Raw genomic sequence first — 13,430 nt, 5'->3', positions numbered from 1 at the left:
GCATTATAACTAAATCACGGACATTTATAACAAAATAAACTTATTTACTCCCATCTATGCAGTGCTTAAGTGCTAAGTGAATTTACAATGCAAGTATTTAAAATGTTTCGTTTCTTCATATACTCCGGTGATCCTCTAAATTATTGATCATTATCATTATTCCCTCATTATTTGATAATCAAGTAGGCTTTAAAATATTAGGGTTATATTCTTTATATGACATCTTGAAACATATTTTTTATGACTGATTATCATAAAGTCATTCCATTATTCAAATCAGAATTTTAATTTTTGATAATGAGTTTTTGATATTTGCGTTACACAAAAACGAGGGATTAAATTTAATCCGAAAATCCTAATCCGAAATCTTAGCTATATCATTTGAAATAGCTAAGGTTTTCTGAATAATCTTATTAATTTCGATGTTAGGTTTTTATATTAAATATAGGAATAAGGGCGATTTTCACCAGATCTACCATAAATTGGTTCGATCTTAGTACGTCCGGGGGTACTAACCGGAATCGATGTAGTCGACTCCGGTTTTTTTATTCCGTTTTACTTTTTCAGCCAGGCAACCTGTTGGTCGGGGGTGTGTGATGAGGCTAATATTTCTCCGTAAAGCTCCGGCCTTCTGGCTTTTTTGTACCGAAAGCCACCTGATGTTTTTAATTCATCTTTACACAACTCAGCGACGACAAACTCATTTTCCATTGTTCTGCATTCAGCTACTATTTCTCCGAAAGGGTTTAGGATCATCGAGCAGCCATTTTTTAACTGGTCATCATCCATGCCAATCGGATTGCAAAATATCGCATAAATTCCATTATCGTAAGCACGTGCAGGAAGCCATTTCATAAGCCAGTTCCGTCCTTTATCACCGTCAAATTCTGATCTTAGTAGGGCAGCATTTTTGTCTTTTTCTTTCCAAAGCTCCGCATCCACAAATCCTGCTCCAGGGCGGGGAGATGGTGTACACATCGTTACATGGGGCATAAAGATTATTTCTGCACCCAGTAAGGTTGTTGCCCTGACATTTTCTATGACGTTATTGTCATAACATATTAAAATGCCACATTTCCAACCTTTAATTTCAAAGATTGTATATGATGTACCTGGCAATAGGTTAGAATTGATGAAAGGATGAAGTTTTCGGTGTTTAGCAATAAGTCCGGTCTCATCAACGCAAACATATGCTTTGAACATATTTTCATGCTCATCCTTTTCAAAAAGGCCGGCAAGAATTGTGATTTTATATTTTTTCGCCATTTCAATCAGAGCGGTTACAGAAGGGCCGTTCGGTATCACCTCTGATAAGGCAAGCATTTCGCCACGGCTAAGTTTTCTTGCAAATGAATAGCCCGTCACAGAACATTCATGAAAGGCAATAACTTCTACCCCCAATGCCGAAGCTTTACTAACCATTTCTTCGATTACAGAAAGGTTATAAACCTTGTCGCCGCTAGCATTCTCGAATTGGGCGGCAGCTACTTTTAAATTTTCCATATACTTTTTGTACAAATTTAGCTCGTACAAAATTACGGGTATTGGATGTTTCCGACACAGCGCTAATCTCTGAAGCTAAAAAGATTTATTGCCAATGGATCAGAAGAGGCTAGATATTTTAATGGTGAAGTACCCGTGATTTCTTTGAAGCTGTTGTTAAGGTGGGCCTGGTCGTAAAATCCTGCTTCAATTGCCGCCTGTACCTGAGTATAGGTCTGATTGGGGTCTCGTAATAGTTTTAAATAATGATTTATACGCAGTATCCCGTTTAATTTCTTCGGGGAAATGCCTATAAAACGATCAAACCTCCGTTCCAATAGCCGCTCACTTACAGATAAGCCGCGCAACAGCTCATGGATGCTGATTTTCCCATGGCTCTGCTTCATATGATATAGGCTTTCTCTTAGCAATTCATCGGTTGGAGGCAGAGTTGATAAGAGATCGAAGAAAAATTTTTCCAGCTCTTTTATGATTTCATCCTCATCGTGTAACCCCTGTACTGCCATTTGTAGGAAATAAGCACCCGGACCCAATAAAGCACTTAATGGTAAAATGCAATTTTTCAGCTTGTCAGACTTTATTCCACTCAAAAAAGCTAGCGCGTAGGGCTGGAGAACAATGACTATCATTCCACAGGCTGACAGCGGGGGGATAATAATAGGACGTTCCATTAAGCCATAAGCAATGAATTCCCCCTTTTGAAGTTTTTGATTTTTAAGAAATGGAAGCCGGGAATATGATAGTGGTACAACGATGCCTGGACTACCATCTGAAAAAAATCTCATTACAGCATTGCTTGTTGAAGGGTAATAGATTAAATAATGTCTTATGATGACCTTAAGGCCATCTGATGGAACTATTTGCATAGATAATAGATTAATTTCATCACCATGGTTGCAAAAGATTTATTTTGCTGAAGCGCTAATGTACATAGTAATTGTAAAGCTCAACAAAACTTCGTCCAAAGTTTTGTTGAGCTTCTAATTTAGCATTCATTTCTAAATATTTCTTGAACGATGCAATAGAATTACCAAAAGATAGATTTTTATAAACTATTTTATTGGATACCGGTTAAATAATGAGAAGACTTGCTTAAGGGCATTTGCTGAACTGGTTGTAAAAATATAGTTAATCTTTAAACCTCGATAAGCTTAGTTTGTTATTCTCAAAGTGCTAAATACAGTAATATGAAAAATACATTTCTATCTTTCATGATCTTAAGCCTGTTTTTGATCGTATCGTGTGGAGGTAATAACTCAGATTCAAATGTCCATAGTCCTGGCGATGAAAAGACTGGAAAAGATAAAGCCTTAAATACCGGAGCAGATCTTTTGCAGGATAAAATTCCCTTAAACAAGTTTAACGCATACCTTGACGGTTTTCATTTTTACAACGGAAATATCAACGCTCAGATGGAGGCCCATCATTATGTGGATCAACTTAACGAAGATTTATATCAGGCAATAATTTTTGACGGAAACGGGAAAGATGCCAAGATCATGGGAGTGGAATATATTATCACTGCGAAATTGTTCAATACCTTATCGGACGAAGAAAAGCTATTATGGCATTCGCACCACCACGAAGTTAAATCGGGCACACTGATAGCACCTGGAATACCGGATGTAGCTGAGCATGAATTAATGGAAAAGCTTGTTTCTACTTATGGCAAGACCATTCATACCTGGCATACCGATCAGGAACGCACGCTTCCGGTTGGTTCACCCATGATTATGATGGGTTTTACAAAGGATGGCCAGCTCAACCCAAAATTATTGGCGGCTCGTGACAAGCGGTTTAACGTCTCGACAAGTGAAATCAGAAAGAAAAGAGCGAATATCCCTATACCAAAGATAGATCCCCTGGCAAATGCCTGGGAAAAAGGGAAGGTCAGACAATTTACGATTTCAAATAAAACAGATAGTGCAGTGCACAAACATCAGGAGATGCCAAAAACACATTAAATGTTTATTTCTTAACGAATATATCACCATAAATTTTGTATAAAATCATTTACCTGAGACTAAATTGACGTTACGATTAAGAACAATTTTTGTCTATACTGATGTTCCTGCAATATTTTAAATGCTTATGATGGTACGTTCGATAACAGCAGAAACTCGTTGCTGTCAAACGGTTTTTGAATAGGAGCATCACAATCGACATCTTATCCTATTCATATTTAAGCGCTTCCACAGGATTAGCTTTTGCGGCCTTATACGCCTGAAAACTAATCGTTAGAAATGAGATCATTGCCGTCCCTGTTATCGATACCAATACGATGGACAATGATATATGGGTATGGAATTCAAATCCCATCAGCCACCTGTTCATCAGATAATAAGCAAGCGGAACACCAATACAAGCAGCCACCAATACCATTTTCAGAAAAGATAAAGAAAGCAGGCTCAATGTTGGCAACAGAAGCACCAAGCACACGTCTTACACCGAGTTCCTTGGTCCGCTGCTCTGCGCTATAAGCCACGAGTCCGTACAAACCCATACAGGAAATTAATATGGCAATTCCCCCAAACAAATTGGCCAGTATGCCCAGGATCTTTTCCGACTGTAATTTTGCGGCATACAATTCATCCACCATCTTTACCTCTACCGGAAATTGCGGATTGATGCTTTTTGTTACTTTAGAGATGAGCTCGATATTTCTGCTCAAACTATTGGCTGGATTTAAACGCATATTAATGTTGCCGCCGTGAATTTTACTAAAATTAATGATCATGGGTTTTCCAGAGCGATAAGGGGATTCCCAAAGAAAATCTTTAAACACACCGATAATCTTTAGCTTGTTATCAAAGAGTATAACCGATTTACCGACCGGATCTTTTAATTTCATTATCCTGACTGCAGTGCTACTTAATAAAACCCCGGCCGTATCTGAGGCAAATGACTTGGAAAAATCGCGTCCTGCAAGTATTTGTATGCCGTTCGTTTTTGCCAGATCATACTGTGTTTGTAGCCTGTTGAACACAATTTCTTCGCCCTGTTTTTCCATGTCCGGCCATTTTAAGCCATAGAACCAATTACTCACATGGCTCATACTTTGCGATGTCTGGTTGACAGAAATGACAGCTCCTGTTCTGAGCAATTGTTCTTTGAACAATTCAAATTTATCATACAGTTCTCCGTTCTGAGGCATTTCGGCAAGTAAATTAATGTGATATCCCACAGGTCTGTTCTTGATGAACTGTATCTGCTTATAAATGACCAGCGTGGCAATCATCAGCACAATCGAAAAGCAGAACTGGCTAACCACCAATACCTGCCTAAGGTTAAATGGAACGAGCTTAGCCCTGGCGCTTCTCTTCTTTAAGATCTGAATAGGATTGAACGAAGACAAGTACAGTGCCGGATAGATTCCCGCCATCAGCGTTGTTAGTAAGGCGACTGACAGAATACCCAGCCAGTAGCTTATATTACTGTAATTGATCTTTATTTCTATGCCCAGCAGGTTATTGAACATGGGTAAACTAGCTTCTACAATAGTTAGTGCAATCAGCACGGCAACGGTGGTAAGTATCATCGCTTCGGTCAGGAATTGTGTAATCAGGGAAGCTCTAGTTGCGCCGATCGTTTTCCTAATTCCCACTTCCTTAGCCCTGCGTTCGGATTTGGCCGTGGTCATGTTCATAAAATTGATACAAGCGATTAGCAGAATGCCAAAGGCCAGTGCAACAAAGAGATAAATCCGGTCAATATCGCCGCCTATACTCTTACCGTTTAAAAACTTGCCATACAGATGTGTATCCGCAAAAGGAAATAAGAAGTTTTCATTTCTTTGTTCCGTATAGTTTTCATTGAAGAGTTTCTTAACCTTGGCGTTGATCAGATCTAATTTCGAACTGTTGTTTACCTTTGCAATAGCCAGGAAACTAAAATTGCCCCAGCCGGGATTTTTTGCCTCTTCATCAATCGTCTGATAAAAAGACCAGGGCATTAAATAATCAAATCCTAATAAAGTGTTGGTTGGCGGGTCTTTGATAACACCTGTCACTTTCAGATCTGTTTTGTTGGCATATTTTACGGTTTTGTCTAATACATCTGTAGTACCAAATAACAATTTGGCAGTCTCTTCGGTAAGCACCACCGCATTCGGTGCATTCAGTGCGATATCCGGATTGCCGACAATAAACTCATAATTGAATATTTTTAGGATCTCAGGATCCGCAAAAAGATCTACCTTTCTAAAGCCATTTTGTTGGTTAGCGATGAGGGACTCATTGCCACCAGCAATGCGGGTAATGGCATCTACTTCCGGTATCTTACTTTTGATGGCCATCGCAATTCCATTGCCAGGTGAGCTTCCGGTGCTGGTTATCTTTCCCGATGCATCCTGAAAATTAGTCATCACCTGATAGATCTTGTCTGCATCTTTATACTGCCGGTCAAAATTCCACTCGTAGTTAACGTATAGTAATAGCAGGAGGCAGGCAGATAAACCAACCGCCAGTCCGACAATATTAATAATTGAGGAAGTTTTGTTTTTCCAAAGATTGCGCAAGGCTATTTTTAAATAGAGTCTAATCATTACATTGAAGTTCAATTTCTGCCAATACCTACTACTATTGATTGGTAAATTCTATGCCAACGTTCTTTTTTGTTGTAAATAGCTGTAATATAACGAATTATGATTTAAAAGAAATAATTGTTGTTCATTATCGAACAAGCGTCGTACGATTATGAACAGTTAATGACGAACGATGATATTTTCTAACTTCGTAGCCTTACGGAAAAACGAGGGGTTAAAAGCAATATTTCTGCGTAGATGTAAAAAACCACCATGTTCATGGCAAAGACTTACAATCAGTATGTTCGCACCGTGCTTTTTCAAGTCTTAGCTAACACATTAAGCCCTTAACAAAAAAAACACCCAATGGGCAGTTTTCTCTTATCTGATTGATATTTTCTATTTTGCAAAATTCATTGCATTTTGTTCCGCTTTCGTGATCGCTTCAGAAGGATATGACGCTGATTTAAGACTGGCAACAGTTTAACAACAAGACAACAACGGTCTAGCAGGGAGTTGATCATTGGTTCCGGACAAAAAGCGGACGATAACCGGACAAAAATATAACCTGAGTTGGTATTTTGTAGCACTGCCACTTCCCAATTTAGGATCACTAAGGAATTAATAAGCTCTTGTATACCTATCGAATCGAAGATATGCCCTTCTACCTGGCTTCTTTCTTTAAATCCTGTCTGACATAATTCACCCAATCCTTTTGAGGTAAATCCAGTTTTACATCCGGGGCAAATCCGGTCTGGTCTATCGGATGAGTATCGGCCCAACTCATTTTTGATACGGGAATCATCAAAACCAGCTGCTTACAAGGGAGTGGCGTTCTACTTGTTGGTCCTTCAAAGTCCATCATACCTACCGTATTGCTGCCATACCTCGTCGTTTTTCCACTCTGCTGCATCAAATTAAAGAAAAATTCGGTTGAGCTTCCGCAAAGTCCATCAGTGATTAATGCTACCTTTTGGGGTTTACCCAATACAGAATCCAGCGGTATGGCAACTCCCGGAATTTCAATGAAGGCTGCATTCGTAACAGCCAGCGCGTTATACACCCGTTTTAGTTTATTGACATAGCTATCAGGAAAATACTTTTGCATCTCTTTGGGAACAGGGTTTTTGACGAAAGATTCTAATTCTTCACGTTTAAGTTTAACGTTGTCTTCGGAGATCCTTAGTTTTGAGCCGTTCTGCTGGATTGGCCCGGTCATTATATACGGCAGTAAAAAGCTCCAGCCAGCATTGCCTCCACCATTACCACGCAGGTCGATAATCAGGTACTTAGTGGCCCTAATGGTTTTGTCACTTGCAGCAACGAGCTTTTCGATTTTGTTGTCGTTATTAAAAAACGTTGGGATTTTAAGATAACTTGTTTCCTGGTCAAGCAGCTTAAAATCCAGCCCATTATTGTTATTCTTCCAGGTATTAAGTTCTTTTTGCTCATCCGTGGTCATTCCTTTACCAGAAATTTTTCCGAATAGGGCAAAGCCCCACAATTGCAGTAATCCACCCCTCTGCCGGGCATATAAATCTGTGCTGCCGAATACATTGTACTGGTTCAGTAAAAAACCTTTCTGGTGCGGTGTTAAAGAAAAATATACCTGCCCTTTAACCTGTTTCTTATCCGTTGAGGCAATCACCATTGCTTTATACTCCCGGTTAGGAAATTTTTTAATGGCAAGTTTAAGTGAGCTGTCGGGATTAACCCAGATACCTTCCACAGCATCACTTTTGCCTGATTCAAGAGTATGGATGATGCTGTCTACCTGTATAATCTCCCGTTCGGTAGTCTCCTCTGGATAGTAAGTAAGGGAAAAATGTTTGTCTTTAAAGAACCTGACATATTGTTTAATCAGGTCGAAACACGCTTTCGCACTTTGCTGCCGCCTTGACTTTGATCTCAGCGAGCTGACCAGAAGGGCATAGCTGGCTTTAGTTTTAGTATTTACTTTGGAAGGGAAGCCCGCATAGTTAAGTGCTGTTTTGCGGATGGTTTCATCAAGGTTAGCGGCACAGTCACAGGCCGTTTCCTGAGCGGAAGCTTGAGCTGTTAAGCATAAAAACAATAATAATGCTAATATTCTGCTGTTCATATAAATGATAATAGCCAATAAACTTAAAGAATTTCTAGCGATTGATGTGGAACTTATTAAAATATTTTTGATTAATAAAGAGTGCTTATGCTGAACAAATTTACCATTAAACAAAAAGCTTTCCTGTTTCCAGAAAAGCTTTTTGAATTATAATTATAATAAAAAATATCTCCTATCAATATACACTGTAAAGGGCTACCAATAAGCCGATAATAATCAACTACGCTGCCTAATTCCAGTCATTACTGATATCCTTGCCAACATTTGGATTTGCGTTCTTTTCAGATAAGGGGATGGGCAATAACGTATTTTTTTCTAAAAAGGGTTGTGTGCCATCTTCAGCCTGTCTTTGCGAATTAATCGTCTGCCGTGCGATTCCCCAGCGGATCAGATCAAAATAGCGGGATTGTTCACCTGTCAGTTCCAGTTGTCTTTCGCGCATGAGAATTGTCATGGCCTGAGGCTGGGCTCCCAGACTGGTATAGAGCGGTGCGTTAACACTTGGCCTGCTGCGTACCTGGTTAATCAATGCCAACGGCTGTGTTCCGGTGTTGCCCTGCTGTATATAAGCCTCGGCAAGCATCAGCAATACATCTGCATAACGGATCACCTGGCCGTTAATACCACTTTGCGGCCCACCAAAGCTTGCAGATTTATTATAATATTCATATTTTAAATATTTATAGCCTGCTGTAGCATATGGATAGGACACCGGCCCGGTTGAGCATAGCTGGCAATATTGGGTTTGTGCTCCACTGGCAGCATCTCCGTAAAAAGTATAAGCCGCACGCGGATCAACATAAGCTACATTGGTTTGTGGGTTGGGGTAGCTAAAAGCTTTAACAGCTGTGGTCGTAATAAACACATTGTTCCAATCGTTAAAGCCGTATTCTTGTGCACGGGCAGAGTGGCTTGCTTTTCCGCCCCATGTTTCCTGGCCACCAAACAGGTAATACTGGTTGCCTATACCCCAATCGGTCCAGGTCTGGTTCATCACCTGGAAAATGCTTTCCGGATTAAGCGCAGTATTATTCTGATTGGGGTCATCAAACAGGTTATTATATACAGGTGCCAGCGCATAATTATATGGTGCCTGTGTCAGTTTGCTGAGCTCGGTAACGGCGTTTGTCCATTTTTTTTCATACAGGTATGATTTACCCAGCATGGCAACGGCAGCACCGCGTGTAGCGCGCCCTAAATTGGCTGAGGCATAAGAAACAGGGAGATCTGCTTGCGCGTCTTTTAAATCCTGTTCTATAAAGGCCCATATATCCGCAACAGCAGCACGTGGCAGGTTAATTTCTTCTGGTGTTGGCAAAGGGATATATTCCTTGCGCAGAGGTACGCGGCCATACAGGTTAACCAGGTTAAAATAGGCATAGGCCCTCAGGAATTTAGCCTCGGCAATGTATTGCTTTTTATTGGCCTGTTCGGTTGCATTGGCAGGCGCCCATGCCTGGCCACGATTGATGACAACGTTCGATCGCATCACTAAGCGGTATAATGAAGACCACATAGCTTCCAGCTGCGGTTGGTTAGACGCAAAATTATATTGTGCGAGCGCCAGGAGATCGCCCTGTAGGGGTTGGGCATTTTTGGCATCATAACCCAGCAGGTCAAAAATATAATACCATTCGCGGGCCCACAAACCGTTATGCAATAAAGTAGCGTAGCTGGCTATCACGGCCTGATTTATGGCTGCATCACTTGCAAAATAGGTATCGTAAGTGTATGCGCTTTTATTTTGCAAGTCCAAACTTTTCTTACATCCCCCGGTTGCAATTATTAAAACTACAACAATCAGATATTTTATATATTTTTTCATCATTATATCTTTAATATTTTTTATCATTAAAATCCAACTTGTATGCCCGCCAAAAATGTACGTGGCTGTGGTATCTGCCCATCATCAATGCCGCGGTTAAATATATAATCAGTGGCACCACCATTAACACCACCACTGGTTTGAGTGCTTATTTCGGGGTCATATCCAGTATATTTTGTTAGGGTAAATAAGTTTTGAGCGGCAACATAAACCCGTAATCTGCTTAATACATTACCTGAGAAAGAATTTAATGCTGTTTTTGTGAAAGTGTAACCTAAGGTTACGTTACGTACCCGCAGGTACGATCCATTCTCAACAAAAAAATCAGAAGGTCTCAAATTCCCTGTTGCCGTAACATTTTGGCCTGCCCTTGGCAAAGCGGCGATATCACCCGGTTTTCTCCACCTGTTTAAAATGGCGGTAGCAGCATTATGTCCGGTTGAGGCATTTTCGGTGTAAAACTTAAGTGAGTTGGCCAATTGTACACCTTGAACACCCGAGATAACGATATTGAGGTCGAAGTTCTTGTAAGATGCCCCTGCATTAAAACCGTATGTAAATTTAGGAATTGGACTGCCCAGTATCTTCTGGTCTTTACTATCCACAACACCATCATTATTAAGATCTTTAAATATAAAATCGCCTGGTAATAATCCATCCTGATATACACTGGCTGGATTTCCGGTTCTTTGTCTGGTAGCTACATTTAATGCATTAATTTCTGCCTGTGTGCTGGCTACATGATCAACCGAATAGCCATAAAAAGCCCCAATAGGCGAGCCTGGTTGGGTTAATGTGATCCCATTTAAATTGTTAAAGTATCCTCCAATTATAGGCGTTGACGATTGTGCACCCAGTGATAAGGTTTTATTTTGGTTATAACCTCCATTTACACTAACATTGTAGTTAAAGTCATTAGTTTTGCCAGTATAGGCCAACTGAAATTCGAAACCTTTATTTTGAGCATCTGCAGCATTGGTAATTAATGTACTGCCGAATCCGCTCAACCCGCCGACACCAACACTGGTTGGTATTGGAATGCCCACTAATAACCCGCTGCTTTTTCGGTTATAGTAATCAAGGGTAAGCGTAAGTTTGTTTTTCAGGAAGCCTAGATCAAGCCCAATATCGGTTTGATCTGTTTGTTCCCATCTCAACAGCGGGTTTGCAATAGAAGTTACCGTTGTTCCATTTACAAAGCCCTCATTCTCGCCAAGCGAATAAATCAGGTTACCGTTTGGCGAACCACCAAAGGTAAACACCTGCGTTGTGGTTAAACCAAACTTGTTATTACCTGTACGACCCCAGCCTACCCGTAATTTAGCATCGCTGATAAACGGCAGTGCCGATTTTACAAAACCTTCTTCGCTGATGCGCCATGCAAAGCCTACTCCTGGAAAATTACCATAACGGCTTTGAGGGCCAAAGTTTGATGAGCCATCGCGGCGGATACTTCCTGATAAGATATACCGATCGTTAAAGGTATATACCAGGCGGCCATAATAAGAGATGGCCCGGCCAAACTGTGTATAATAACCGGATGTGTTGGCCTGGCTGGTGATTGTTGGCGCTACACCTATATCTTTTACATTGTCATTTAGCATTCCTGTACCCAATACACTCAGGTATTTGCTCGATCCGGCATCAATATAACTGGTACCTGCGGTTGCCGATATACTGTGTTTGCCAAAAATACGGTTATAAGAAAGGTAGTTTTCAAAAGTATAATTGGAATAACTGTTAAATGAGCGGCCTGCCTGCCGACTGAAAGCCAGGTTGTTCGATGTTATATAAGGGATCTGGTATGAATCATTTGTCGAAGTGCCATATACACCCGCCAGCTGCGACCTAAAAGTTAGACCTTTAATAATATTTACTTCGCCAAAAACCTGCGGATATAATACCAGATCGTTGCTTGATAAGGTTTGGACGCCTAAATTCTGTAATGGATTTACGGCGTTACTGTTATCATCAACATTGGTCAGAATAGAGTAGCCACCCAAAATAGCGGGGTCGTATATTGGCTGATAAGGCGCGTAGCTGATGGCATTTAATATGCTGGCTGTTTGTCCGTTAGTGTTGGTGTAACGGATGTTAAGGCTTTGGCCGAAATGAAAACGCCCTAGCTTCTCATCTAGTGAAAAACGGCTGTTTAATCTTCTTAAACGGTAATCTTTAACAGTAGCTTGTTGGGTTAAATAACCTAATGAGAGATTATAGGTAACCTTTTCGCCGCCACCGCTTATACTTGCATTGTTTTGGGTAGATAAAGCTGTTTTGAATATTTCTTTTTGCCAATCGGTACGGTCAACACCGACAAAAGGAGTACTTAGTTTGGCCGGGGGGGTAAGGTTATTGGTAGCGGCTATATCTTTTATAAGATTGACATAGTCGTTTGCATTAAGCAGATCAAGTTGTTTGCGTACTGATGAAGTACCAACCTGCGAGTCAAATAATATCTGCGGGATACCGCTTTTAGCTTTTTTGGTGGTAACGATAACCACACCATTAGCGGCGGCAACACCATAAATGGCCGTAGAGGCCGCATCTTTTAAAATGGTAATATTATCAATGTCTTGTGGATTGATCGTGTTAAAAAGATTGGCATCGCTTTGTATCCCATCTACCACATAGAGTGGCTCAACATTGGTAAAAGAGCCGGTTCCACGTACGATGATCTGGGCATTTGAACCAGGACTACCGTTTGAATTTAATACCTGTACACCGGGGGCTTTACCTATAAGGAGCTGTGCGGCACTGGTATTGGTATTGGCGCCGGCATCCTTAGCTGACACCACGTTTACTGAGCCGATGAGATCTTTTTTCCGGGCGGTTCCATAACCGATAACCACAACCTCGTTAAGGGAGCTGATATCACTTTGCAGTTTTATATTTAGGGTCGTTTTCCCATCTACTTTAACCTCCATGGTTGCAAAACCGATAGAAGAAAACACAAGAGTGGCATCTTTTAGAACGTTAAGTGAATAAGAACCATCGGGATTGGTAACCATTCCGTTTTGCTTCCCTTTTTCCATTACTGTAACTCCTGGAAGCGGCCTGTTATCATCGGCTGAGGTTACAATTCCTTTAATACTAGTGGTTTGTGCAATAACCGGCAATGCACTCATCGGCAAAAGCAACAGCAGCAGGAGCCGTAATCTGGCTGGGGCGAGCAGCCTTAGTAAATTGGTAATTTTCATGCTCATAATCGTTTATTGGTTTATATATGGTAATTTTTAATCATACTGATTTGTTGAACCGAACAGGCTGTAATTTGTAATTGATTAACTGCCTGTTAAAAACATGCAGTTGCATCAATTGTAAATAGCTTAAACTGGTTTAGGTTATATGTCAGTATTTATAACTATTGAAAATAATTATAAACGGTATGGCAATAGGGTACAATTGTTAATAAATAGGAGTACAAATGTTAACCAATTTGTTTCATAGCATCGTTAAATGATCGGTACAGATCTTAT

At 40.5% G+C, this 13,430-nt stretch carries 7 protein-coding genes; 1 reads left to right on the top strand and 6 read right to left on the bottom strand.

What is annotated here, in order from left to right:
- Positions 1-555 precede the first annotated feature (555 nt).
- Positions 556-1,503 carry a nitrilase family protein gene (locus QF042_RS19935; protein WP_307531672.1) on the bottom strand — a complete coding sequence of 316 codons (948 nt, stop codon included), beginning with the start codon at positions 1,501-1,503 and terminating at the stop codon, positions 556-558.
- A 62-nt stretch (positions 1,504-1,565) separates the two neighbouring features.
- Positions 1,566-2,369, bottom strand: coding sequence for a helix-turn-helix transcriptional regulator (locus tag QF042_RS19930; protein ID WP_307531670.1), 804 nt, complete (start codon positions 2,367-2,369; stop codon positions 1,566-1,568).
- Positions 2,370-2,690: 321 nt separating this feature from the next.
- Between QF042_RS19930 and QF042_RS19925 the strand changes: the two genes are divergently transcribed.
- Positions 2,691-3,467 carry an OBAP family protein gene (locus tag QF042_RS19925; RefSeq protein WP_307531667.1) on the top strand — a complete coding sequence of 259 codons (777 nt, stop codon included), beginning with the start codon at positions 2,691-2,693 and terminating at the stop codon, positions 3,465-3,467.
- 344 nt (positions 3,468-3,811) lie between these two features.
- Here QF042_RS19925 and QF042_RS19920 read toward each other — a convergent pair whose 3' ends face one another.
- From QF042_RS19920 to QF042_RS19905, 4 genes are all read right to left on the bottom strand, one after another.
- The gene (locus tag QF042_RS19920; protein WP_307531666.1) at positions 3,812-6,046 is read right to left on the bottom strand and encodes an ABC transporter permease; all 2,235 of its coding nucleotides are present in this window, start codon (positions 6,044-6,046) and stop codon (positions 3,812-3,814) included.
- Positions 6,047-6,689: 643 nt separating this feature from the next.
- A complete protein-coding gene (locus QF042_RS19915) occupies positions 6,690-8,126 on the bottom strand; it encodes a S41 family peptidase (protein WP_307531664.1) in 1,437 nt (478 codons plus the stop codon).
- Between the two features lie 229 nt (positions 8,127-8,355).
- A complete protein-coding gene (locus tag QF042_RS19910; protein ID WP_307531662.1) occupies positions 8,356-9,954 on the bottom strand; it encodes a RagB/SusD family nutrient uptake outer membrane protein in 1,599 nt (532 codons plus the stop codon).
- A 23-nt stretch (positions 9,955-9,977) separates the two neighbouring features.
- The gene (locus tag QF042_RS19905) at positions 9,978-13,151 is read right to left on the bottom strand and encodes a TonB-dependent receptor (RefSeq protein WP_307531660.1); all 3,174 of its coding nucleotides are present in this window, start codon (positions 13,149-13,151) and stop codon (positions 9,978-9,980) included.
- Between the last annotated feature and the right edge of the window lie 279 nt (positions 13,152-13,430).

It is taken from the genome of Pedobacter sp. W3I1, from assembly GCF_030816015.1.
Classification (GTDB): domain Bacteria; phylum Bacteroidota; class Bacteroidia; order Sphingobacteriales; family Sphingobacteriaceae; genus Pedobacter.
This window is presented reverse-complemented; position numbering and strand designations above follow the sequence as displayed.